The sequence below is a fragment of the Deltaproteobacteria bacterium genome (assembly GCA_012522415.1).
GTDB lineage: Bacteria > Desulfobacterota > Syntrophia > Syntrophales > JAAYKM01 > JAAYKM01.
The window spans coordinates 1-22,857 of sequence record JAAYKM010000029.1; the positions used below are offsets into that span (position 1 = coordinate 1).

Genomic DNA, 22,857 nt, shown 5'->3' on the forward strand with positions numbered 1-22,857 from the left:
CCGCCGTGGACCGGGCTGAAAAACTCGGCTATCCCGTGGCGATGAAGATCGTTTCCGATCGCATTATCCATAAAAGCGACGCGGGCTGCGTGCGCCTGGGTCTGCGGGAAGCCCGGGATGTGGGGACTGCCTGGCGGGAAATCCTGCTCAACGCCTCGGCCTTCGCGGCGCCCGATGAAATCCGGGGCATTGCGATTCAACCCATGCTCCCTCCGGGTTTTGAAGTCATCGTGGGGGGACTTTATGATCGTCAGGCGGGACCGGTGGTTATGTTCGGTTTGGGCGGAATCTGGGTGGAGGCCTTGAACGAAGTCGTGTTCCGGCTGGCGCCGGTCAGTCGTAAGGAAGCGGCCGACATGGTTTCAGAGGTGCGGGGGTCCCCCCTTTTGCTGGAGGGGGGGAGGGGATATCCTCCCGTGAACCGTGAATCACTGCTGAATTTGATCGTTACGGTCGGCCAAATGATGGCGACCTTGCCTTTGGCGGAGCTGGACCTGAACCCGGTTGTTTTTTACGAGGGCCGCTACGCCGTTGCGGACGCCCGGATGGTCCTGCGTCCAAGACCTTGAATGGATGAGCCAAGGGCGAAACACGCGACGGCAGAAGCACCTGTCCCGCCTGCTGCGGGAAGGAAAACAAATTCAACGGGACCGTGTCCGAAACGGGAAAAAGAAATAACGGCCCGTATCAGAACAAAAAAGGGATGAACATCCGGGTCCCGTTCATATACTGACGGTATTCCTCTCCGAACCGTTCGATATTTTCGCGCTCTTCCACCTTGCCCGTTATGAACAAAAACAGGGTCACCAAGAATGCCAGGGCCAGGCTTGGAATGCCCGGCGCCTTCATCGCCACACCCCAGGCCAGAAGAATCACGGACATGTACATGGGATGCCGGATAAAGCGGAAAGCGCCGACTTTCAGCAGGCGGGTCGTGTTTTCAAAAGCGAGATTCGGAGAATGAGGAAGAGGGCCCTCGGAAAGTCCCAAGATGAACATCAGGTCGGCGCTGTGGATGATCAGCATGAGGGAGCCTATCAAAAGGGGCCAGGAAACGGTCTGATTCCATGAAAAGGGATCGTCAAACCAGGAGGGTATGTTCAGAATGACGAGGAGGAGCAGAAATTCGAAAGCGAAAAAACGATAAAAACCATGGCACAAAGGATCCTTGAGAGAGTTCCTGGATACGGTGATGATGACTCCTGAAATAATCATGAAGGCAAATACGGATATGGCCAGCATGGAGGTGTTCTCCCGACGGATGATATGGCGGAATCCGGTCCCGCCCCTTCCCGCCGCGGCCCGGTTTGTCATGGGGAGACAAACCGGGCCGCCGGTTGGGAAGGCGGATGAATTGTAACCGGGCAGGTCCGTTTTGACCAGCAATTTTTCTCCTTGTACTCTGCCTGCCGGGATTAACCACGGTCGTCATGATTGGAGGGACCACCCCACGGGTGGTTCGCCCGTGAATCGGACGGGAAGTCCCCCGTTTCCATGATTCCCCGTGTCCTTTTGATGGGGTTTCTTGGATTTCGGGGCCCTGCGGCGCAATGATCTCAAGAGGTGTCCCCACGTGTTTTTGTTCAATCCCCTTTCCGGGGGGGGCCCCTCCGATGGGCCACGGCGTTTCTTTCCTGGAAAAAACCGTCCCGGTAACCCTGGATTCTGGTGTTGTGTTCTGCCAGGGCCAGTCTTTTTTCCGCCAGGCAGGCGTAATCTCGGTCTATTTCCACCCCTATGTAGCGGCGGCCCAGCTTGCGTGCCGTTACGGAGGTGGTGCCCGAACCGAGAAAGGGGTCCAGAACGATATCGCCTTCGCGGGAGCTGGCCAGAATGATTCGGGCCAGTAGTTTTTCGGGTTTCTGGGTTGGATGGTCCGTGTTCTCCGGCATGGACCAGAAAGGCACCGTCAGGTCCGTCCAGATATTGGACGGGTGTGTCATGCGCTCGGGTCCCTCCGGCGTTTCCTCCCAGTCCTTCGGGCGGCCGCGGCCGTCCCGGTACGGCGCGAGAACCCGGCGCCTGATTTTGACTGCGTCGATGTCGAAGACATAATCATTCGAAACGGTGGCGAACCAGATGTCTTCGCTGTTGTTTTTCCAGTTGGAACGGGCCCCCCGCCCCTTTTCGCGCTCCCAGGTGATCCGGTTTCGGATGATGAAGTGTTTCTCCAGAGCACACCGGACGGTCGTCGAAGAAAACCAGTCGCTGCAGATGTAAAGGGAAGCCGTTTTCTTGAGGATCCGGGGTAATTTCCCGATCCAGGAATCAAGCCAGGCCCCGTACGCCTGACAGGTGAGTCTGTTGAACGGCCTGTCGTTGTAGGTTTTGGCCAGGTTATACGGGGGGTCGGCGAAAAAGAGATCGATAGCGTGATCCGGCAGAAAATCGAGGACAACGAGGGCATCTTGACAAATCGTTGTGTTCACGACTTCATGAAGCGTCGCCGTTTTTTGCAAATGCCCGAGTCTGCTTTCGTAGCAGCGTATTTCTTCAGCGGTCAGGCTGATCGTGCGGTTGCGGGGTGCGCGCACCTGTGATTCCTTTGATCCTTTCTTTTCCATGGCGCCGCCGGGTCATAAGGGTGGGCCTCGGGGGACAGGGGGGCCGAGCATTTATCTTGGCGTTCATGGCTTTTTTCTGCCATAATCCCCCGCACTCCGAAACAACGGGGCATCATTCATGCCTGAAAAGATGACTTTGTGCAACCCTTTAGGGGGTATTTTTTATGGTGGAGCGGTTTGTGATCCATCTTTTGGATGACTTCCGTTGGAGAAAAAAGTCGAATACATCGCCATCGCCGCGTGCACGCACCGGCCATTCGCCAGGGGGCAGGATTGATTCAAACAGGGAAAAATAAAAGTCGAACGCGTCGGGATCGTTCCATGCAAACGGGTTTGCCCTTTCAGGACGAGAAAATTTTAAAACGCTCGGTATTGATCGTGACGGCGTTTGCCGCATACCTGACGCCTTTTATGGGTTCGGCCGTGAATCTGGCCCTGCCCGCCATTCAAAAGGACCTTGGGGCAAACGCGCTCGGACTCGGATGGGTGATGAGCAGTTTCATTCTATCGGCCGTTGTTTTTCTTCTTCCATTTGGTAGACTTGCGGATATCGTCGGTAGAAAAAGGGTTTTTACGGCCGGTCTGATGCTGTTCACGGTTTCGACGCTGTTCATCGTTTTTTCCCAGACTCTTGCGGCCCTTATCGCGTTCAGGATCGTGCAGGGCGTATCAAGCGCCATGATCTTCGGAACGAGCATGGCCATAATCACGTCCGTCTTTCAGGAGGGGGAGCGCGGGAGAGCCCTCGGAATTAACGTGACGGCAGTATATCTCGGTCTGTCGACGGGACCGGTCATCGGGGGCCTGCTGACCCAGCATTTCGGCTGGCGGAGCATTTTTGCCTTTCTGATACCGTTTGGAATCGCCGCCGTTGTTCTCATCAGGACAAAAATCAGGACGGAATGGGCTGACTCAAAGGGAGAAAAATTCGATGCCTGGGGCTCGGTCATTTACGGCATGACCCTTTTTGGGGTCATGTATGGGTTTTCAAATCTTCCGTCGGTCACGGGCTGGGTCTTTCTTATTACGGGTGTTCTCCTGTCGGTTGGTTTCGTTCTGTTTGAAAGGAAAACGGAGCATCCTGTTTTCGATATCCGGCTGCTGGTCGGAAACAGGGTTTTTGCCTTTTCCGGTATGGCCGCCCTGATCAACTATTCGGCGACAAGCGCCATCGGATTCTTCATCAGTCTTTACCTGCAATACATAAAAGGGTTCGGAGCCAGGGAAGCCGGTCTCATCATGATCTCCCAGCCCCTTGCCATGGCGCTCCTGTCACCGGTTGCGGGAAGGCTCTCCGACAGGTATGACCCGGGGAAAATCGCATCGATAGGGATGGGATTCACCGCGGTGGGATTGCTCGCGTTTTGTTTTATCACGCCGGAAACAACAATTGCGACTATTCTGGTTCTGTTCATCATCCTCGGAATAGGTTTCGGATTGTTTTCTTCTCCGAATTCCAACGCCATTATGAGTTCAGTCGAAAAACGTCATTTCGGGGTTGCGTCAGGTGGCGTGGGGACCATGAGAATGATCGGGCAGATGTTCAGCATGGGGATAGCGATGATGATCATTTCCCTTTACATGGGAAGGCAGGTCATCAATCCCTCCACCTTTCCGGGATTCATCGCCGGAATGAAAACCGGATTCGTGATTTTTTCGGTTTTGTCGGTGCTGGGGATTTTTGCCTCCCTGGCAAGAAACGACAGGACATAAGCGATTTCTTTCATCCCGTATTCCTGCCGGGATACAGGCCATCTGAAGGGTCATTCACGGCTGTTTTCTGATTTTACAGACGGATTCAGGGGATATTTTTTATAATACGGGTTTTATACAAGTGTTAAATAGGTATTAATCAGGCATTGTCTCGCATGCCGGACATATCATAAATATATACTGAACATCGGAAGCATTCATGCCGCAAGGTCGCACGGACAGCGGAAAAAAGAAGAGAATGACAGCCTATGCCTCACAAGAAAGAACCGTTTCATTCGCCGGTCTTCTTGGCGCGAATTCTGGAGCTTGCCATGGACACCGATTTGAAGTTTCCAAAATCGATCGTGTGTGTGTGAATGATGAGCAAACCCTCGGTGGATCCTGGATCACGATCACCGGAGGTTTTTCTTTGGAATGCGGGATTCAATCATGAACAAAAAAGGGAGGGTTTGTAACGGTATGAGATGGCGAGGAATCATTTTGCGTATGGCTGTCGGGATTTTTGCGGGGATGTTGCTCTGGGGTTGCACCCCCGCTCTGGAGGAGCAACTCAAACCTTTTCAGGTCAGCTATTTTCGGAACAAGCTGATGGATGTCGCCTTTGCAGATGTCCGGCACGGATGGACCTCCGGAGACCAGGGGTTGATTCTGTTTACCGATGATGGAGGAAAACACTGGGCGCGTCAGAACAGCGGTACCCAGCATACCCTGAGGGCCATCAGTTTCATCGATGCCGAGCGGGGTTGGATGGTCGGCGGTGCCGGTACGATTATCCGGACGGAGGACGGGGGACAGACTTGGAAGCGGCTGGACAGCGGGACCAAGGATGACCTCATGTGCGTCAAATTTCTGGATGAAAAACGGGGATTCGCGGCGGGGGCCTTCTCGTTGTTCCTCAGGACGGAAGACGGAGGGCAGACCTGGATAGACATGACCGATCAGTTTTCCGAGGAAGAAGCGTTCATGCTGGATACGAGCGGGATGTCCATGGAAGAGAAAATGGCCGCTCTCAAGGAGGAATTTGCCGCGGAGGGGGGCGAGGAGGAGGGGGAAAGCGTCATTCCGCTGAATCCGATGATCAACGAGATTTTTTTCATCAATCCCCTGAAGGGGTGGGTGGTCGGTGAGGCCGGCTCCATTTGGACGACCGATGACGGCGGCTTGCAATGGGTGAAACAGCAGAGCGGACAGTTGGAAGACCTGTTCGGTGTTTTTTTCAAGGACGAGGAGGAAGGGTGGGTGACCGGTTTGAACGGCACCCTTCTTTATACGGACAATGGTGGAAGCACCTGGCGGCAACAGGTGTCCACGGTAAAACAGTCCCTCTTTGGCATCGCCGTCTCCGGTGATCGCGGATACGCGGTCGGCAACGCGGCCACGATGATCGAGACGAAGGACGGCGGGAAGACGTGGAAGGAATTCGTGCCCCCCTCGATTCGGAATTTTTCCTGGATTCGCGGCCTGGTGGTGATCAAGGATGTAGAGGATACCTATGTGGCGGTCGGCGGATTGGGGACAATCATGATCAGCCGGGACAGCGGGATAAGCTGGGAAAAGATCAGTTAGTCGCGAAGGAGGGACGCAGATGATAGCAAAGATAGTCGATTTTATATTCAGGAAGCGGATGGCGGTCCTCGGAATTATCGGGGCCATCACCCTGGGCTTTCTGTATTTCATGATGAATATCAACATCGCCACGAACTACGACGATCAGCTTCCCACGAATCATCCGATCCGGGCGGTGCATGAACAGTACAAGGACAAGCTGGGCGGTTCCCACATGGTTCTGGTCATGCTCAAGGTCAAAAAGGGCGATGTCTGGAACATTCCCACCCTGAAAAAGATCAAGTACATGCAGGAATACCTGGATGCGATCCCCGGGGTCAACCACTACCAGGTCAATTCGCTGGCCTCGCCCCGTGTGAAGCAGGTGGAGGTGACCTCCGGCGGCGGTCTGTCCTTCAAGGCCATCATGGCGGATGTTCCGCAAACGGAACAGGAGGTCGAAATTCTGGCCCGCAACGTTCACCTGAACGACGCGGTTTATGGGCCCATGATCGCTTTCAACAACCAGTGCGCGCTTCTGACGGCGAACTTCATCGAGGGCAGCTTCAGCTATGACGAAGTGTTTTCGATGGTCAACAAACTCGTCGCGGAGATGAACGACGAGCACACGGAGGCCTATGCGGCCGGCGAGCCCATGCTCACGGGCTGGATTTTCGATTACCGCAACGAGACGGTCATGATCCTGTTTTTTACCTTCGGGGTGATGATCCTGCTCCTCTTCCTCAATTACCGGAATTGGACGGGTGTGGCCGTGCCGATGACCGCGGCGTTCGTCAGCGCCATATGGGGTCTCGGATTCTGCGGGCTCCTCGGATTCAGTCTGGACCCGTTGATCCTGGTCATTCCCCTTTTGTGTATGGCCATCACGATCAGCCATTCCGTTCAGATGTGTCAGCGGTACTTTGAACTGCTCGATGAGTTCCGGGACAAGGAAAAGGCGGGCCGTCTGGCCATGCAGAGCATCCTGCCCCCGGGCATGCTGGGGCTTATCACCGATATCGGCGGTATGGCCTGTATCGCCGTTGCTCCCATCCCCCTGCTCCAGAAGCTGGCCGTTTTCTGCGGCTTCTGGATCGCAAGCATCGTGGTGAGCGTGATGATTCTCTGTCCCCTCCTGTTCCAGTTTTTCCCCGTACCGAAAAACCTGGCCAAGATCGCCCGTCCGGACAAGACGAACTTCTTGGAAAAACGGGTTCTGGGCAGTTTCGGATTTCTGGCGACGGGCAGGAGCGCCTACGGCATGGTCGGCCTGGGCGTGGTCATGTTCGTGGCGGCGGTCTGGGTGACGAGCAAGATGAACATCGGCGATATCCACCCCGGTTCCCCGATTCTGTGGCCGGATTCGACTTATAATGTCGCCATCAAAAACATCAACGAGAACTTCGCCGGGACGGAGGAACTCTTCTTCATCGTGGAGGGAAAGGAGCCGGGTCTGATCCGTCAGCCGGACATCCAGAGAAAGATCCGGGAATGCCAGATCTACATGGAAGAAAGCGAGATGGTCGGGTTCACCCTGTCGATTGCGGACTTTGCCCCGGTGGTGAACAAGATCATCCATGCGGGGGATCCGAAGTGGGAGGTCATTCCGGAGGATGCCGTGATGATGGGGAGCGTCATGAACGTTGTCATCGGCGGTTCCGCGCCGGGTGACTTTGACCGGATGATGAGCCGGGACCACAAGGACGCGAACATCGTCGTCTGGTGCAAGGATCACCAGGGGGATACGATCCGTCAGGTTCTTGCGCGCGCCCGCAGCTGGATCGCGAAGAACAAGGATTACGAGCCCCTGCAGTTCCGTCTGGCGAGCGGCTATCTGGGTATCCTGGGAGCGGTGAACGAGGTCGTGGCCCAGGCCCAGGCCCAGAACATCGCGTTGATTCTGGGGATTGTCGTTGTTTTCGCGGCGTTCACCTACCGTTCGCTGCTCGCCGCGGCGATTCTTGTGTTTGTCCTTTTGCTCGGGAACTTCCTGACCATGGTGTTCATGGTGCTCAAGGGGATCAGCCTCAATGTCAATACCATCCCCGTGGCCTCCATCGGCATCGGCGTGGGCGTCGACTACTCAATTTACATCCTCTCACGGATCATCGAGGAGTACCAGCTTCACCGTGATCTGCGGCTGGCGATCCCGGTGGCATTGAGGACGACGGGCAAGGCCGTGGTGTTTACGGCGGTGACCCTGGCGGGCGGCGTGATCCTGTGGTACTTCCTGTCGTCGCTGCGGTTCCAGGCGGAAATGGGGCTGCTTCTGGCCCTGGTTCTGCTCATCAACATGGTTCTGACCCTGGTCCTGCTGCCTTCCATCATTTTTGTCCTCAAACCGAAGTTCATCGAAAAGGGGACGTTCATGATCCGGGAAAAGGCGGTGAGGGACTAAGCGGTTTATGTTTCGGACCCCGGCCCGGGGATGCGAACGACGTCCCCGGGCCGGGATTCTTTTCAGGTCAAGGCGGCATCGCCGGGGGAAGAATCGGCCAGGGAGGAGGTGAGAGGGGGGCGAAATAGCGGAAGAATGGCATTGATGGAAAGGAGCTTGCGTCAAGTATTCAATCCTTGAAACGAGAACAGGAGGCAGAGTTATGGGAGGGAAAACAAAGATACTGATCGGTTTTATCGGATTTATGATGATGCTGGCCTGGAGCGGGGGCGCCTGGGCCATCGAGTACGGTAATTTCGAGATGTCCGGCTGGGTGAGAAACCAGATCGCCTACAACATCGGCCAGCCGAACCCGTACAACGTCCTGGGTGAAATGGCCGACGGGCGCCGGGACCGGATCAACCTGAAGATGTTCAAGACGTCGGTGCAGTTGAAGCCGCAGTACCATTTTACGGACAACGTCTCGGTGTTCGCCCGGACCATCGCGTCCATCGACCGTTCCGTGGAAACGGACTACCCCGGAAGCGTGGATCACTTCCCCAAGTCCTACGACATGGACCTGTTGTTGACGGGGGACGAATGGATGATCGGTCTGAAGGAGCTGTACATGGATTTCGACAGCCAGTACGTCTGGCTCCGTCTGGGAAAGCAGCAGGTCTCCTGGGGACAGTCCGACGGCCTGCGCCTTCTGGACATCATCAACCCCCTGGACAAGAGCTGGCACGGCATCAGCCTGAACGAACCCTACCTGGATGCGTTCGACAACGTCCGTGAATCCCTTTGGATGGCCCGGCTGACGCTGAAATCCCCCTGGGAAACGGACAATCTCCAGGACGTGCAGCTTGAGCTCCTCTGGCTGCCCGGGCATTTCATCGGTTCCCAGTTTGTGGGTCACATCAACCCGGTTCACGGGTCCCCCTACAACTTCGAACCGGACATGTTCACCAACAGAGAGGTTATTCCCGGCGGTCAGGAATTTGGCGCTCGTCTCATGGGAAAATATCGCGCCTTGGAATGGTCTCTGAACTACTTCCGTCATTACGAAGACGACGGCTTATATCAGATGGTCGATGCTGGTCCCGGTCATCCATGGAAGCCGTTTCATATTGTTTCCCGAACGGTTCACCCCCGCGTCGATTCCTACGGTTTCTCCATGACCTACGACGACGCCCTGAACACGAAGGCCGTGTACCGCCTGGAGTTTCTGTACCAGGATCGGCCTTACGAGAAGGATTATATAAATGGTGCAGACCCTTGGCCCACGGACATCGAGAGGAGAAAGACCATCAAGGCCCTCCTGGGGATCGACCGGCCGACGTTCGTGAAGTTCCTGAACCCGACCCGTACGGTCAGCTTCGGTTTCCAGGCCTTTGTGACCCAGGTCGTCGAGCACCGAAAAGACATCAAAAAGGACGGCCTGACCCTGAACGGCTCCCACCCGTCCCAGACCACGACCATGTTCAGCTTCTCCGCGGACACGGGGTACATGCAGGACCGGATCAAACCCAATATGCTCTACATCTTCGATCCCGGCCGGAAGGGGCATTATCTCCAGGTGGGGACGGAGTTCCGTCTTTCGGACAACATCCTCTGGTACGTGGGCGCCACCCTGTATGACGGCAAGCACAGCGACAATGCCGCCAACGACAACCTGGCCTACTTCGAGTGGGCCGACGAAATCCAGTCACGAATCACGTTTCAATTTTAATAAAGGAGGGATAGACGTATGAGATTCAAGAAAAAAACGATGACATGGACGGTACTGGCGGGTATTTGCGCCTTGCTCCTGCTCGTGGCGGGGGTATCACCGGTTGCGGCCCTGACGGATCAGCAGGCCAGGGTACCCGGTTATTACGGTTTCGAGCAGAACCTGGACAAGTTCGATTTCACGGGTATGCCCATGAAGCTTCCTTCCAACGAGGTGGAGAGGCTTTCGAACGGGAAGATCAAGGTGGGTATGGTCATCAACAAGAACAATGTGGACAGTATGAAGAACGAACTGATCGCCCTGACCAGCCCGGGCATTTACGAGATGGTGAAGCGGGGCATGGAGATGGTCATTGCGGACTACAAGCCCTGGCCCGTTCCCAAGGCTTTCGCCGCCGTGACGAAGGCGAACGCCGGGCAGGCGGTCATCACCCCCGACGGGAACCTGAAGACAAAGGGCGGCCGGTGGTGGACCGGTGGTATTCCCTTCTTCACGGTGGATCAGAAGGATCCCCAGGCGGGTCTGAAGGCCTGGTACAACCAGATAAACACCTATGACGGCGACGATTTTACCCACGACTGGGTCAGCATGTTTTACATCGGCCCCCGAGGAAACCGGGAAAGAACCGTCGAGATGTCCTGGGACCGCCTCTTCCTGACGAGCCGGGAAATGATCAACCCCAAACCGTCCTACGACCCCAAGGTGGAGGACATCTTCTTCAAGGAACTGGTTTACGTGCAGAGCCCGGCGGACCTGCAGGGTTTCGGCAACCTGACGTACCGATACAACGATCAGAACAAATCGGATGACGCCTTCGCCTACATCCCAGCCATGCGACGGGTCCGCCGTATCACGAGCGGTCAGCGGTTCGACGCGTTCGTCGGCTGCGACTCCGCCATCGGTGACTTCCGGACCCTGGACGTCCCCCTGGCGCGGTGGAACTGGAAGCTGATCGCCGTGCAGCCGAAGTTGACGACCCTGTTCTGCCTGGACTACATCACGGAGAACAAGAATGCCCAACGTCGCCACCCGACGACGGTGGGAGAAAAATTCCCCCGGATGAACTGGCGTCTGTGGCCCAATGTCTACGTCATTGAGGCGACGCCCAAAACCAAAAAGGACTGCCCCGTGTACAGCAAGAAGGTTCTCTGGTCCATGGGTGGAAACTGGAAGAGCGGCCTCGCCGATGCCTATGATCAGCAGGGCAAGCTCTGGAAAACGACCCAGAACTATTTCTATGGGTACGGCGACGGCAAGGTTCTCGATTTGCTTGCCCACTATGAACACGACTTCTATACATACGACCACCAGGCCGACCACGCGTCGCCCTGGCATATCGACTTCCCGCACCGGAAGTTCAACGTCGGATTCACGCCCGAGCGTTTTTCGACGAAGTATCTCCAGCGGTATGGTCATTGATCCCGTCGGGTAGAGATTCTTGACCCGATCATGTTGGAACGGGGATCGCCGGGAAACGGGAAAACCGGCTTTTCGGCGGTCCCCGCCCTCCCATGACGGGAAGACGGGAACCATTTGAAAGGGCGGCGCATGTCATGCGCCGCTTTTCTTTTGTGTGTCGGGCCCCCAGTCAGCGCGGGGTAAGGCCAACCGGGGCGGATGCCGTGAAATCATCGGAGAATCCTGTTGCCATTCAGGACGAAATTTTATAAGGTTGGAGAAAAATTGCAGGGGGGGATATGGTCAACAAGGTGATTTTGATCGGCAGGCTGGGGGCGGACCCGGAAGTTCGCTATACGCCGGATGGAACCATGGTCGTCAATTTCCGGATGGCCACGGATGAATCCTTCAAGAACAGGCAGGGCGAGAAGGTGACCAGGACGGAATGGCATCGCATCGTCGTTTTCGGACGGCTGGCGGAGATTTGCGGAAACTACCTGAGCAAGGGCCGGCTCGTTTTTATCGAGGGCCGGCTGCAAACCAGCACATGGGATGACAAGGACGGGAATAAACGCTGGACGACGGAGATTATCGCCGCCAACATGCAGATGCTCGAGTCGAAGGGACAGGGAAGAGGACAGGATGTTGCCATGGACGAACCCGTTCCACCCTATGATTCAGGGGGCTCCGTGCCGGACGATGACGTGCCGTTCTAAACGGCCTGCATCACTTTTTCCCCTCGTCGTTGTTGATTTTTTTTGTTTCGGGCGTAACGTCGATATCTTCCTGGTCACTGGTGGCTTTTTTGAAGTTTCTGATTCCTTTGCCCAGGGCGTTTCCGATTTCCGGGAGCTTTCCCGCCCCGAAAATGATCAGGACGATGACGAGAATGACCAGCAATTCCGGCATGCCGATACCAAACATGTGCAGCACCTCTTTTTCCTGGAGTTCAATCCGTATTCCGCTCCTGCCCGGGAGGGGCAGGTAAGGATAGGAAATCATGTGCCTCCCAGCCTAGATCATCGGGAGGGGAATGTCAAAGGATATTCGCGGAATCGTCCGGTCTTTCAGGGCAGGGTTAAGTGTACAACCTGTCCCGCTTTTCCCAGGGGGGGCAGGGTTTTCCCCTGAAGCACGACATCGATTCCCCCGGCGTTGCCGACATCCAGCCGAAACTGGTTCCCCGAATAGGTGACCATATCACCGGGGTGCAGCAACATCTGGTGCCCTTCCTGACCGTCAATGAGAATGCCCACCCATGTGGTTTCCCTTGCCTTGAGGATCAGTTTCTGTGCTTCATCTGTCTTGTCGCCCTGAGCGTTGGCATCCGGAAGGAGCCCCGCCAGCGGTTTCGGTGGAAATGCCGGGCGCGGGGACGGCGTAATCTCCGGCTGGAAGGTAGGTGCCGCCGGGGGCGGAGGGGGGGTATGCAGGGCAGGCGGTTCCGTTGGGGGCGACGCCGGAACGCTTTCCGGAGGGGCCGGCATTTCCGGCTGAACGTTCGGAACAACGGTCGGATGATTCGGCGGGGAAGACGCGTTTTGCCCCGTCATATAAAAGAATGCGAAAAAAGCCCCTATGACAACAAACAGACCGACCAGGAACAGGACAAGTTTCCAAAATCGGAAACCCGGAGACAGTCTTGCCCTGTGGTCGGCTTTGAACGTCGGGCCCGGAGTCTCTCGAGATTCCAGAAAGGTGTCATATATTTCCATCAGGGGACGGGCCTCGATACCGAGCAGGTCCGCATATTGCCGAATGAAGGCTTTGGTGTACACCGGGGGAGGCAGCGAGTCAAAATCACCCTGTTCCAAGGCGGCCAGGTTTTTCATGCTGATCCGGGTCCTCGCGTAAACATCCGCAAGGGACAGGCCCATTTGCTCGCGGCGCGCCGAAAAAAGGCCCGTGCCATTTTCCGCGGAAGAAACGGGGGGGTGTTCTGCCGGAAGGCTGTGTGGGTCCGAATCAGTCATTTTCTTTCTGCTGGATCTGCACCTTGTTGTCCATGAGACGCCTGGCCTGGTACAAGCGGCATGATTGACCAATGAAATTCATCTATCACCAATCGGCTGTATCCGCAATAAAAACATGTTTCAGGTTGATCCGCCCCGCGGTTTCGTGAAAAAAACGGTTGTTTTCCATGGCGTTTTTTCGCCCCATGTTATAAAAGGACGGCATTGATATTCATTTCACACCAAAAAGGGACGTTTTGCATGTCATCTTATCTTGAATCAGCCATGGCTATTGTCCGGGAGGCCGGTTTACTCCTTCGGGAGAGGTTTGGTCGACCCCAAAAAATCGAATACAAGGGACGGATCAATATCGTTACCGAGGCCGATCATGCATCGGAGGATCTTATTATCAACAAAATTCGGACCTTATACCCGAATCATGACATCATGACGGAAGAATCGAAGGGTATCGCAACGGGTGCCGATTACCGATGGATTGTCGATCCCCTGGACGGGACGACCAATTACGCCCACGGCTATCCTGTGTTTTGTGTTTCCCTTGCTCTGGAAAGAAGGGGGACGATATGCTGTGGTGCAGTCTACAATCCCATGCTGAACGAAATGTTCTGTGCGGAGCGGGGGGGCGGTGCCCACCTCAATGGGGAAAAAATACGCGTATCCGCCACGACCGTCCTGTCTGAAAGCCTGCTGGCCACGGGGTTTCCCTATGACATCCGCGAGAGCGATGAGAATAATATAAACTATTTCAATTATATGGCCGTCAATGCCCAGGCCATCCGCCGGGCTGGCTCTGCGGCCCTGGATATGGCTTATGTGGCCGCCGGCCGTTTCGACGGGTTCTGGGAGCTGAAACTCATGCCCTGGGATACGGCTGCAGCCTGGCTGCTGATTACAGAGGCAGGGGGCAGCGTGACGGACCTCTTCGGCGAACCGTTTTCCCTGCAATCACCGCACGTGCTGGCATCGAACGGGATCATTCATGGGGATATGAAGGCTGTTCTCTCCCGGTCACGGCATGGAGAACAAAAATAGACAAACCTCTCCTTTGTCATACCGCATATCCCGTCTCCGACTGATATCGGTCTTATTCATCACATTTGTTTCCACCTCACCTGCCTCGGTTTCCGGGGTACCGATTCCAGCTGTTTTTCCCGCATACCTTGACAAGTAAAATCGGGTGAATATATTACAGTCGAAAAGATGATCAAGCATATTAACATGTTATATCATCTTGGGTGCAGCCTGTCTGGGTGAAGCAACCGGCATGGGGATGAAAGAATAAAAACGATTAAGGAGGTATGCGTGATGTTTGGACCCACAGTTTGGAGATTCGGCAGAGTAGCGGATCCATTTAGAGAAATGCAGCGCCTTCAAAGCGAGATGAACCGGCTTTTCTCTACGGTTGATGCTCAGATCAGCCAGGAGTATCCGCCGATCAATGTCTGGTTAGGTCAGGAAAATGTCATCGTCACGGCGGAAGTACCGGGTATCGATCCCGACACCTGCGATATTTCCGTGATCGGCGACACCATGACCATAAGCGGCAAAACCGATCCGGAACTTTTGAAGGAGGGGGAGAGCTATCATCGGCAGGAACGGAATTACGGACAGTTCAAACGGGTCCTGCAGTTACCCTTCCATGTCAATGCGGAAAAGGTGGAGGCGAAGTATGAAAAGGGAATTCTACGGGTGACGCTCCCCCGGGCCGAGGAGGACAAACCGAGGAAGGTGTCGATTCAGGGGGAGTAACGCAAGAAAGGAGGCGGAATCAATATGGCTAACGAACCGAAAGAATTACAGAAACAAACGGCGCAGACCCCTGTGGAAACGGAGCGAACCCGAAACAGCAAGGTTTATGTGCCAAAAGTCGATATTTATGAGACGAAGGAAGCGATCATCCTGGTGGCCGATATGCCCGGTGTTGACGAAAAGAGTGTCGATGTCGTGCTGGATAAAAATACCCTGACCATCTCGGGGACTGCGGAAGCCCTGGCATTCCAGGATCACTCCATTGCCTATGCCGAGTATGATGTGGGGGATTATCAGCGGGCCTTTACCATTTCCGACGAGGTGGACAAGGACAAAATCGAGGCGACCGTGCGAAACGGTGTCTTACGGTTGATCCTGCACAAGGCGGAAAAGGTCAAGGCCAGGAAAATCGCCATCAAGGGTGCTTAACAGGAAATCGAACAGGAAAGGAGGACGGATTATGGCAAGGAAAAGTCTGATGCCCTCTTTATGGAGGGGCGCCAAGGGGCCGGCGGGCCGTCTGGGCAGCCCTTTTTCTTCTTTTCAACAGCAGATGAACGATCTGTTTGACGATTTTTTCAACGCCCTTCCCATGGCGTCCGGTGGTGCTTCCAGTGAACGGCTCGGTGCTTTCTCTCCGTCGATCGACGTCAAGGAGGGAGAGAAGGATATCGTGGTCAAGGCAGAACTTCCCGGTCTGGAGGAAAAGGATATCGAAGTGATGCTGGACGATGACGCCCTGACAATCAAAGGCGAGAAGAAGGAGGAGAGGGAAGAGGAGGGGAAGGATTACTATCACATGGAGCGGACCTACGGCTCCTTCTATCGGGTCATTCCCCTGCCTGTGGAGGTCGACGGCAAAAAGGTCGAGGCAACCTTCAAAAACGGGGTGTTGAGCGTGATCCTGCCGAAGACGGAGAAGGCCAAAGCGGCGGGGAAGAGGATTTCAATCAAGACGGAATGAACACCGGATCCATGGGCGTTCAGAATAACGGAACCGGGCGGCGGGAGAACCCGCCCCCGGTCTCCCTTTTTGCTTTATTTTTCAGATTGTTGCGGCGTATTCACGCCGGTGAAGCTCACGGCTCAAAGATCCTGGATCAGCCTGACGAACAACGACCGGGCGCGTGGGCCGTCGAATTCGCAGAAGAACAACGACTGCCAGGTGCCCAGGACGAGGTGCCCGTTTTCGAAAAGGACAGTCTGCGAGGAACCCATGAGTGACGCCTTCACGTGGGCGTCGGCGTTGCCCTCCCTGTGACGGTAGTCCCCGTGGAGGGGGATCAGCCGCTCCAGGGTGGCGAGAATATCTCTTGGGACGTCGGGGTCGGCGTTTTCGTTGATTGTCACCCCCGCTGTGGTGTGGGGGACGTAGACTTGGCATAGGCCGTTCCGGTACCCGGATTCCCGCAGGACAGACCGGACCTGTCCGGTGATGTCGACCATCTGGCAGCGGCTGGTTGTTTTGATCGAGAGTTGTTTCAGCATAATTTTACACCTCCCATGAGAAAGCCTTCAAGAATCCGGTAATTTGCGCCGGATATGGAAATGGCCGCATGCTTCACCAGGTGTCCTTTCGAATGCGAGAAATCTTCATAGGATGAAATCACTTGACTCGAAGAGTTCTCCCTGCGGTTGAAATGATAAAAAAACACGTTACGACAAAACCTCGTGCTCCGGAATGGGGCAAAGGGCTCGTACAAACGGATCCGTCTAATCAGACCAGAATCTGGACGTCGATCCGACTGTCTTTCAGAAGCACCTGTATCCCCTCAGGGATTTTGATGATCGCCGTGGCGTCGGCCATGTTTTTCAGTCGGCTTTTTGAGACAAGGGGAGAAACGGTCAAATTTCCATTTATCTCCGCCAGTTTCGCATAGATAAACTGTGTCCAGTTCTTTTGGCCGCCCACCTCTTCCGTCAGCAGGGCCTTGACGGTCCCCAGGGGTTCGGGAGGATAACCCGACATGGCCAGAATGGCCGGCAATGCGATTTGGAGGAACGCCATTTCGTTTGACGGGGGGCCTCCGGGGAGGCAAAAAATCGGTTTGCCCTGCAGCAGACCGAAAGCCACAGCTTTGCCCGGACCTATCCTGACCCGGTGATAGTGGGGTTCCCAGCCCAGTTCGTCGAGAACACCCAGGGAGTAGTCCCTGTCACCTTCCCAGGCGCCTCCGATGGTCAGGATAACATCGCAGTCACGCAGCAGGGTGTCGACCATGTCCCGAATCTGATCCGGCTGATCCTCGATGACCTTCATGATCACCTCGATTCCGCGGAAGCGAAGAAAGGCAGACAAGGTTACGAGATTACTTGCGAAAAGGGCCCCGGAGCGGAAGGGTTCTCCCGGGGCGAGAATTTCATCGCCCGTGGCGATGATGGCCACCCGTGGCAGCCTGTAAACCTGTACCGCGTCGATACCCGCCGCCGCGATCAAGCCGGTATGGCCGGCACGCAGAACTTCGCCCCGCCGAACCACCTGTTCTCCCTCTTTTACATCCGTACCCTGAACCAGGATATTGCGCCCCGGTTCAGCATCGGCCTCGATGATAACCTCGTTTCCCTGATCTTTGGTAAACTCCTGAGAAACGACGGCACTCGCTCCATCCGGAAGCGGTGCTCCCGTCAGGATGCGGATCGCCTGGCCCTTTCCCAACCGACAGTTTGGTTTTTCCCCCGCCGATACAGTGCCGATAACCGGAAGGGTCACGGGATGTTCATTGCTCGCCCGGGCCACGTCCGTGGAATCGACGGCGTAACCATCCTTGAGTGACGCGGTCAGGGACGGAGAATTGATTTTCGAGTACATGTCCTCCGCCGCCACCCGCTGAACACATTCGTGAACGGGCAGGGTTTCTGCGGGCATGATGGGGATTTTGTTAAGGGTTCGATCCAGTGCTTCCGTCAGCCCCAGCCATTGTCTTCTCATATTTGTATCCTGCTTCCCTTCCATATGACTGTATATATGTCTTAGCTTCACTCTGTTTCCTACGGGTGTCCGCCTTCCGTCCGGCGTATCCGAAACGCTTCCGGGAAGAGAAAGAATCGCGGGTTTCCACCTCCAGGCCTTACCAGACCACCTCGACCTTGCCTTTGGGGGTGTCGGTTATCTCTCCAACGATTGCCGCATCCGTTATTCCCGCTTCGTGCATTCGGGGCAGTACTTCATCCGCCTCTGAAGGGCCCAGTATGACCAGCAGCCCTCCCGCTGTTTGGGGGTCGAACAGGATGTCCATCATCCAGTCCGGGCAGGCGGGGTCAAGGACCACCTGATCGGCCCGGTGACGTTTGTTCCTGGTTGTGCCCGCAGGAATGATCAGGTCGTCCAGGAGTTTCCTCAATCCCGGGAAATAAGGGACTCTCTGCGCTTTGATCCGCATGCCGATGTCCGTCCCTTCGATCATTTCGCACGCATGACCCAGGAAACCGAAACCCGTGATGTCCGTGCAGGCACGGACTGTTTCCAGGTCGTCGAGCAATTCCGCCGCTTGCCTGTTCAAGGTGGTCATGCGTCGGATCGATTCGGTCTGAAGCGCTTCGGAAGCGACACCCGCTTTGACGGCGGTGCTGACAACACCGGTTCCCAGAGCTTTGGTCAGAATCAGTTTGTCGCCGACGTTTCCGCCTCGATTCAGGAGTACCATGTCCGGATGGATCACCCCCGTGACGGAGAGGCCGTACTTCAACTCGTCGTCCTCGACACTGTGCCCGCCAACAAGAAGGACGCCCGCCTCCTTCATCTTGTCCATCCCGCCTCTCAGGATATCCCTGAGAATACCCATCGGCATACTTTTAACGGGAAAACAGAGGATATTCATTGCGGTGATCGGCCGGCCCCCCATGGCATAGACATCACTTAGGGCATTGACGACGGCGATTTGCCCGAATATGTAGGGATCATCGACGATGGGGGTGAAGAAATCGACGGTCTGGATGATGGCCAGATCATCCCGCAGGCGGTATACTCCGGCATCTTCGGCATGTTCCATGCCGACGATCAGATTCGGATCGGTGCTCAACGGCAGATCCTTCAGTGCCTCCTGCAGGTCGCCCGGACCTATTTTGCAGGCTCAACCGGCGCCGTGTACGGTTTCGGTCAGGCGGATCTTTTTTGTGTCATCAACCATTTCGGTTTCCTTGGAAGTTTTCTCAGGTTAATAAACCGGTTGCGGGATCAACTAAAATGAATCTTTCCCGCACCTGAAAGACATCACTTAACTATAAAAAAGAAAAAAATAAGTCAAACAGAATAGGAAAGCCCCGTTGAGCGGTTTGGGAATGGGTCTTCTAAGTTCTTACGTCGAGGATCCGCCATGAAATGAGACGCTGTGTTCCAGCGATCCCCATCAAGGTTTTTAAGGGCGCCGCCTTAAATATTGCTCCAGGTCATTCATCAATTGTTTGGGATCGAGATGATTTTTCGATCACATGCCTTCCGGGGAATCAAACAAAGCGTTACAGCAGATGCACGTTCCGGCTGCATCGTCATAGCGCCTGAACGGGGACTCCATGCCCTTATGCTGATACAGGATATCCAGTTTGGTATCTTGAACGTCCCTGTTTCTATACGCAATTCTCAGAACCTTTTACGAAAATGCCGCCCACAGCTTCGGGAATATGCATGACGATATCCATGATGCTTGACGCCGGCGTGGGCTTGGCAAGATGACCGGCCATACGGTTTATTTTGCAGGCCGCAACAGCCGCGTCAGGTATTGTATAACCGGCGGCTATCAGTGCGCTGACGATCCCCGTCAAGGAATCCCCTGTACCGCCGATGGCCTCCATGGCATCCTCGGAGGGTTCACTGACCGTTTCGATAATCTTTCCATTCTGAACGATATAATCGTTTTCACCCTTAACCAGGAGATTTTTTGCTGCATTCTTATGCGAATACGCCCGGGCAATAAGATCCGCTGCGCGGTTTTCTTCGTGAAGAATGAAGCCCCGCGTGTAAAAGGGGTGTGGCGCCGACTCATCGGCAAGAAAAGCCAATTCACCGACATCCGGCGTAAACAGGTCATAACTTTCAGCATGACCGCTCATCTTGGCGGCATACATGAAGCCCGCATCTGCAATCAAGACGGGTTTGTCTTTCAGCGCCTCTATTTTATGAAGAAGTTTATCATGCCAGTGGGTGATTGGCTGGAGGTAGTGCAACGTCAACGTGTCGATATCAAATTCGTTGAAATGATCCGTCAGATATTTTAACAGATGACGGCTTCCCGTGCCGCGACCGACATCACCTACCAGGAAACCATAAGGGGCCGGTTTCCCCATCGTGTCCAAGGTGACAACGGAAGCGGCCATGAGGGCGGACGTTCCGCGGTTTACGGATACGGCTCGCCCGTCCAGCAGGATACGATCATGATGTAGTGTCAAGGGACCGTGAATAATCGGTGTATCGTGATCCGGAACAGTCCCGACTATAGCAAGCACCGTCGCTCCATTTCCTCGTAGGCAAGTTGCAGGGCGTAAGCGCAGAGGGTATGACCGACATCTCTCGGGTAGGGTGGGCTTCCCAATCGCTTGCCCGTCATTTCCTGAGCCAGATAAGGCACATCAGGACACCCGCCGCCGGATACATTGACAATATTAAGATTATCCTTGCTGACGGTGATCTTCATGTTGGCTGCCCGGACCATCAAATAATCACCAAAATCCTTTACGGCGTAGAGGTCGACCGGTTTTAACAAAGGTGAGGTCACCGGCACGGTTTCTCTGGGGACGATATCAGCCTGAGCAAGGGTCCTCAAGATGTTCATCTGCTCCATGATCGGAAATTCAATGACAAGGTCACAGCCGGTTCTCACCTCGGGGGGCGGCCCCATGACACGGATGTCCCAACCCGCCCTCTTGAGAATCTTTTCCGCTTGAATCACTTCACTGGTCGTATCGAAGACCAGAATGCCGAAGTCGACGTCATTGCGATCCAGTTCCCGGGCATTTTTTGTTTTGAATAACTTAAACAAGGACATGGCGATTATTTCTCCAAAATCAACGTGTAACCCGCCCCGTCATTCTGAACATCCTTGACGCTCCACCCCTTGTTCTTTGCCAAGCGTGAAACGTTTTCCATCGATGTATCCGTATCGACCAATACTTCGATTACCCCCTTCTCCATGGTTTCGATCTGATTCAACGTCATAATAACCGGCTGAGGACATGAAAGACCTCTGGCATCCACAAGTGCGCTCATGTTTTACCTCCCTTACGCGGATTTCTCTCTCATGGTGAAACCAATAAACAGACAAACGGCGAACCCCACAATCACCGCAGCAGCCCCGTGGGGACCAATGCCGGTCGTGGAACTGGCCAAACCGAAATTGTGGGCGATAGCGGCACCGACAATCATGCCGAGGACAAAAACCGCCGCGTCGCCATCCCCCTCTCCGGCGAGGAAGAGCTGACGCCCGGGGCATCCGCCCGCCAGCACAAAAGCCAGGCCCGCCAGGGTCATACCGGCGAAGTTCCAGAGGTGCATGGTGTGAGCCACGGGCTGTTTTTCAAAACCCGGGTGAAATTGTCCGAGAAGGATGTTGGACAGAAAAGCCAAAATCAAGAGTGCGGCAAAACCGCCGAACAGGTGTGGCTGACGAAAGAGAATCAGGTCCCGAATGGCTCCCATTGTGCAGAAGCGGCTCTGTTGCGCCAGAATACCAATGAGCAGCCCGGCGCCGAGAGAAATGAAGAGGGGCGCAAACTGGGAACCGGGTCCTTTGAGGCTGTAAAAGAGCACCCCGCTTTTGGGTTCACCGGGAATTAGCGGGTTGAGAAAAAGGAGTACCAGAAGTCCCAGCATGATGATCGGCATCAGCAGGCCGACGGAAGGGTACGTGGATTGGGAACGGCCGAGGTTGTACCCCCCTTTTAGGAATAAGGTGCCGATCCAGATTCCCGCCGTCAACCCGGCGAGACCAAGAATGGCGTTCAAATCCCCCCCGGCCAGGCGGAGGACGGCGCGCCAGGGACAGCCTAAAAAGACTAGGGCCCCGATCATGGCGAAGACACCCAGAACAAAGCGGGCAATGGGAGCGGAGCCGGCTCTGGGGCGAAATTCGCGAAAAAGGAGGGCGGAGAGAAAGGCACCCAGTACAAAACCGATAATTTCAGGTCTCAAATACTGCACCACTTCGGCGCGATGCAAACCTAAGGCACCGGCGATATCGCGTTCAAAGCACGCGACACAAATCCCCATATTGGGCGGATTGCCGAATTTCTGTAAAAGCGCGGCCAGAATGCCGATCAAGGCACCGACAGCAATAATTCCCCACCCTGAAGCAAGCGCATTTTTTAACTTCATAGAAATATCGCCTCCTTTAATCATGTCATCAATGTTAAAGCATTAATGAAACCCCGATCCGTCCCCTCATTTCATTTCGCCAAAGCAGCTTTCAGATCCGCTTAAAGCTAACAAAAGCAGAATAAGAAAGCATAATCAAATTAATTATTTGAATATTATCCGTCAGATAATAGATTGTTGGCTATACGGTGATCATCTGCGTATCATCGAAAAACCTGCTTATCTCTTATGGTACCTTTGGTGCCTTCTCCACTGGAACGTTTCATTTGGCCGGCTGTTTACATGGCTGGTGTCGGCATGGCTGTTTGGCGATGTCCCAGACGCCGTTAATAAACCGGGGTGCGGTGTGTATCATGGCTTTTCTCTTCATGATGCTCCTGAGCGTTCCTGTCGGCAGGCTGGTTTCGGAGACGGGATTTGGGGAACGGGCGGGCAAGCTGACTATTGTTAGGAAATAAACCGGATTTTTTATAGCTATAAGAAATTGGACGCGCGCCGGCGGGAAG

22 protein-coding genes are annotated in these 22,857 nt (G+C 54.9%); 11 read left to right on the forward strand and 11 right to left on the reverse strand.

What is annotated here, in order from left to right; genetic code table 11:
• The coding region (locus tag GX147_02215; protein ID NLN59522.1) for an acetyl-CoA synthetase at positions 1 to 569 on the forward strand (569 nt) is incomplete at its 5' end.
• A gap of 118 nt (positions 570 to 687) precedes the next feature.
• On the opposite strand, the gene GX147_02220 is transcribed toward GX147_02215, so the two are convergent.
• Both GX147_02220 and GX147_02225 read right to left on the reverse strand, forming a co-directional pair.
• On the reverse strand, positions 688 to 1,386 hold the full coding sequence (locus tag GX147_02220; protein NLN59523.1) for an isoprenylcysteine carboxylmethyltransferase family protein: 699 nt from the start codon (positions 1,384 to 1,386) through the stop codon (positions 688 to 690).
• 197 nt (positions 1,387 to 1,583) lie between these two features.
• Positions 1,584 to 2,564: a site-specific DNA-methyltransferase gene (locus tag GX147_02225; protein ID NLN59524.1), complete on the reverse strand. Its 981-nt coding sequence runs from the start codon at positions 2,562 to 2,564 to the stop codon at positions 1,584 to 1,586.
• A gap of 321 nt (positions 2,565 to 2,885) precedes the next feature.
• Between GX147_02225 and GX147_02230 the strand changes: the two genes are divergently transcribed.
• The 6 genes from GX147_02230 to GX147_02255 all read left to right on the forward strand — a co-directional run bounded on the left by GX147_02230 (position 2,886) and on the right by GX147_02255 (position 12,042).
• Entirely contained in the window at positions 2,886 to 4,277 is a 1,392-nt protein-coding gene (locus GX147_02230; GenBank protein ID NLN59525.1) for an MFS transporter, read from the forward strand.
• Positions 4,278 to 4,736: 459 nt separating this feature from the next.
• Positions 4,737 to 5,843 carry a hypothetical protein gene (locus GX147_02235; protein NLN59526.1) on the forward strand — a complete coding sequence of 369 codons (1,107 nt, stop codon included), beginning with the start codon at positions 4,737 to 4,739 and terminating at the stop codon, positions 5,841 to 5,843.
• 19 nt (positions 5,844 to 5,862) lie between these two features.
• A complete protein-coding gene (locus GX147_02240; protein ID NLN59527.1) occupies positions 5,863 to 8,220 on the forward strand; it encodes an MMPL family transporter in 2,358 nt (785 codons plus the stop codon).
• Positions 8,221 to 8,422: 202 nt separating this feature from the next.
• Positions 8,423 to 9,928 (forward strand): hypothetical protein, encoded by a 1,506-nt coding sequence (locus GX147_02245; GenBank protein NLN59528.1) that lies wholly within the window; start codon positions 8,423 to 8,425, stop codon positions 9,926 to 9,928.
• A gap of 18 nt (positions 9,929 to 9,946) precedes the next feature.
• Positions 9,947 to 11,347: a DUF1329 domain-containing protein gene (locus GX147_02250; protein NLN59529.1), complete on the forward strand. Its 1,401-nt coding sequence runs from the start codon at positions 9,947 to 9,949 to the stop codon at positions 11,345 to 11,347.
• Positions 11,348 to 11,625: 278 nt separating this feature from the next.
• Positions 11,626 to 12,042 carry a single-stranded DNA-binding protein gene (locus GX147_02255; protein ID NLN59530.1) on the forward strand — a complete coding sequence of 139 codons (417 nt, stop codon included), beginning with the start codon at positions 11,626 to 11,628 and terminating at the stop codon, positions 12,040 to 12,042.
• 10 nt (positions 12,043 to 12,052) lie between these two features.
• Here GX147_02255 and GX147_02260 read toward each other — a convergent pair whose 3' ends face one another.
• A complete protein-coding gene (locus GX147_02260) occupies positions 12,053 to 12,250 on the reverse strand; it encodes a twin-arginine translocase TatA/TatE family subunit (GenBank protein NLN59531.1) in 198 nt (65 codons plus the stop codon).
• Between the two features lie 143 nt (positions 12,251 to 12,393).
• On the reverse strand, positions 12,394 to 13,299 hold the full coding sequence (locus GX147_02265) for a helix-turn-helix domain-containing protein (GenBank protein ID NLN59532.1): 906 nt from the start codon (positions 13,297 to 13,299) through the stop codon (positions 12,394 to 12,396).
• A 240-nt stretch (positions 13,300 to 13,539) separates the two neighbouring features.
• Here GX147_02265 and GX147_02270 point away from each other — a divergent pair, with 240 nt between their 5' ends.
• The 4 genes from GX147_02270 to GX147_02285 all read left to right on the forward strand — a co-directional run bounded on the left by GX147_02270 (position 13,540) and on the right by GX147_02285 (position 16,012).
• Positions 13,540 to 14,331, forward strand: coding sequence for an inositol monophosphatase (locus GX147_02270; GenBank protein NLN59533.1), 792 nt, complete (start codon positions 13,540 to 13,542; stop codon positions 14,329 to 14,331).
• A gap of 273 nt (positions 14,332 to 14,604) precedes the next feature.
• A complete protein-coding gene (locus GX147_02275; GenBank protein NLN59534.1) occupies positions 14,605 to 15,048 on the forward strand; it encodes an Hsp20/alpha crystallin family protein in 444 nt (147 codons plus the stop codon).
• A gap of 24 nt (positions 15,049 to 15,072) precedes the next feature.
• Positions 15,073 to 15,477, forward strand: coding sequence for an Hsp20/alpha crystallin family protein (locus GX147_02280; GenBank protein ID NLN59535.1), 405 nt, complete (start codon positions 15,073 to 15,075; stop codon positions 15,475 to 15,477).
• Positions 15,478 to 15,508: 31 nt separating this feature from the next.
• Complete coding sequence (locus GX147_02285) at positions 15,509 to 16,012, forward strand: Hsp20/alpha crystallin family protein (GenBank protein ID NLN59536.1); 504 nt, start codon at positions 15,509 to 15,511, stop codon at positions 16,010 to 16,012.
• A 122-nt stretch (positions 16,013 to 16,134) separates the two neighbouring features.
• Here GX147_02285 and GX147_02290 read toward each other — a convergent pair whose 3' ends face one another.
• The 7 genes from GX147_02290 to GX147_02320 form a co-directional block, all read right to left on the reverse strand.
• Complete coding sequence (locus GX147_02290) at positions 16,135 to 16,536, reverse strand: YjbQ family protein (GenBank protein ID NLN59537.1); 402 nt, start codon at positions 16,534 to 16,536, stop codon at positions 16,135 to 16,137.
• A 229-nt stretch (positions 16,537 to 16,765) separates the two neighbouring features.
• On the reverse strand, positions 16,766 to 17,977 hold the full coding sequence (locus GX147_02295; protein ID NLN59538.1) for a molybdopterin molybdotransferase MoeA: 1,212 nt from the start codon (positions 17,975 to 17,977) through the stop codon (positions 16,766 to 16,768).
• A gap of 139 nt (positions 17,978 to 18,116) precedes the next feature.
• On the reverse strand, positions 18,117 to 19,175 hold the full coding sequence (gene selD / locus GX147_02300) for a selenide, water dikinase SelD (protein NLN59539.1): 1,059 nt from the start codon (positions 19,173 to 19,175) through the stop codon (positions 18,117 to 18,119).
• A 436-nt stretch (positions 19,176 to 19,611) separates the two neighbouring features.
• Positions 19,612 to 20,487, reverse strand: coding sequence for a sugar kinase (locus tag GX147_02305; GenBank protein NLN59540.1), 876 nt, complete (start codon positions 20,485 to 20,487; stop codon positions 19,612 to 19,614).
• Positions 20,475 to 21,026 (reverse strand): DUF3343 domain-containing protein, encoded by a 552-nt coding sequence (locus GX147_02310; GenBank protein ID NLN59541.1) that lies wholly within the window; start codon positions 21,024 to 21,026, stop codon positions 20,475 to 20,477. The genes GX147_02305 and GX147_02310 overlap by 13 nt, the downstream gene beginning before the upstream one ends.
• A 5-nt stretch (positions 21,027 to 21,031) precedes the next feature.
• Entirely contained in the window at positions 21,032 to 21,247 is a 216-nt protein-coding gene (locus tag GX147_02315) for a preprotein translocase subunit TatB (protein ID NLN59542.1), read from the reverse strand.
• Positions 21,248 to 21,259: 12 nt separating this feature from the next.
• The gene (locus tag GX147_02320) at positions 21,260 to 22,351 is read right to left on the reverse strand and encodes a YedE-related selenium metabolism membrane protein (GenBank protein ID NLN59543.1); all 1,092 of its coding nucleotides are present in this window, start codon (positions 22,349 to 22,351) and stop codon (positions 21,260 to 21,262) included.
• Between the last annotated feature and the right edge of the window lie 506 nt (positions 22,352 to 22,857).

Coding starts and splice junctions, on each gene's coding strand:
- GX147_02265 (NLN59532.1), bottom strand. CDS start 13,299: ATGACTGATTCGGACCCACACAGCCTTCCGGCAGAACACCCCCCCGTT.
- GX147_02225 (NLN59524.1), bottom strand. CDS start 2,564: ATGGAAAAGAAAGGATCAAAGGAATCACAGGTGCGCGCACCCCGCAAC.
- GX147_02275 (NLN59534.1), top strand. CDS start 14,605: ATGTTTGGACCCACAGTTTGGAGATTCGGCAGAGTAGCGGATCCATTT.
- GX147_02230 (NLN59525.1), top strand. CDS start 2,886: ATGCAAACGGGTTTGCCCTTTCAGGACGAGAAAATTTTAAAACGCTCG.
- GX147_02310 (NLN59541.1), bottom strand. CDS start 21,026: ATGTCCTTGTTTAAGTTATTCAAAACAAAAAATGCCCGGGAACTGGAT.
- GX147_02260 (NLN59531.1), bottom strand. CDS start 12,250: ATGTTTGGTATCGGCATGCCGGAATTGCTGGTCATTCTCGTCATCGTC.
- GX147_02320 (NLN59543.1), bottom strand. CDS start 22,351: ATGAAGTTAAAAAATGCGCTTGCTTCAGGGTGGGGAATTATTGCTGTC.
- GX147_02270 (NLN59533.1), top strand. CDS start 13,540: ATGTCATCTTATCTTGAATCAGCCATGGCTATTGTCCGGGAGGCCGGT.
- GX147_02240 (NLN59527.1), top strand. CDS start 5,863: ATGATAGCAAAGATAGTCGATTTTATATTCAGGAAGCGGATGGCGGTC.
- GX147_02255 (NLN59530.1), top strand. CDS start 11,626: ATGGTCAACAAGGTGATTTTGATCGGCAGGCTGGGGGCGGACCCGGAA.
- GX147_02290 (NLN59537.1), bottom strand. CDS start 16,536: ATGCTGAAACAACTCTCGATCAAAACAACCAGCCGCTGCCAGATGGTC.
- GX147_02235 (NLN59526.1), top strand. CDS start 4,737: ATGAGATGGCGAGGAATCATTTTGCGTATGGCTGTCGGGATTTTTGCG.
- GX147_02250 (NLN59529.1), top strand. CDS start 9,947: ATGAGATTCAAGAAAAAAACGATGACATGGACGGTACTGGCGGGTATT.
- GX147_02315 (NLN59542.1), bottom strand. CDS start 21,247: ATGAGCGCACTTGTGGATGCCAGAGGTCTTTCATGTCCTCAGCCGGTT.
- GX147_02285 (NLN59536.1), top strand. CDS start 15,509: ATGGCAAGGAAAAGTCTGATGCCCTCTTTATGGAGGGGCGCCAAGGGG.
- GX147_02280 (NLN59535.1), top strand. CDS start 15,073: ATGGCTAACGAACCGAAAGAATTACAGAAACAAACGGCGCAGACCCCT.
- GX147_02295 (NLN59538.1), bottom strand. CDS start 17,977: ATGAGAAGACAATGGCTGGGGCTGACGGAAGCACTGGATCGAACCCTT.
- GX147_02245 (NLN59528.1), top strand. CDS start 8,423: ATGGGAGGGAAAACAAAGATACTGATCGGTTTTATCGGATTTATGATG.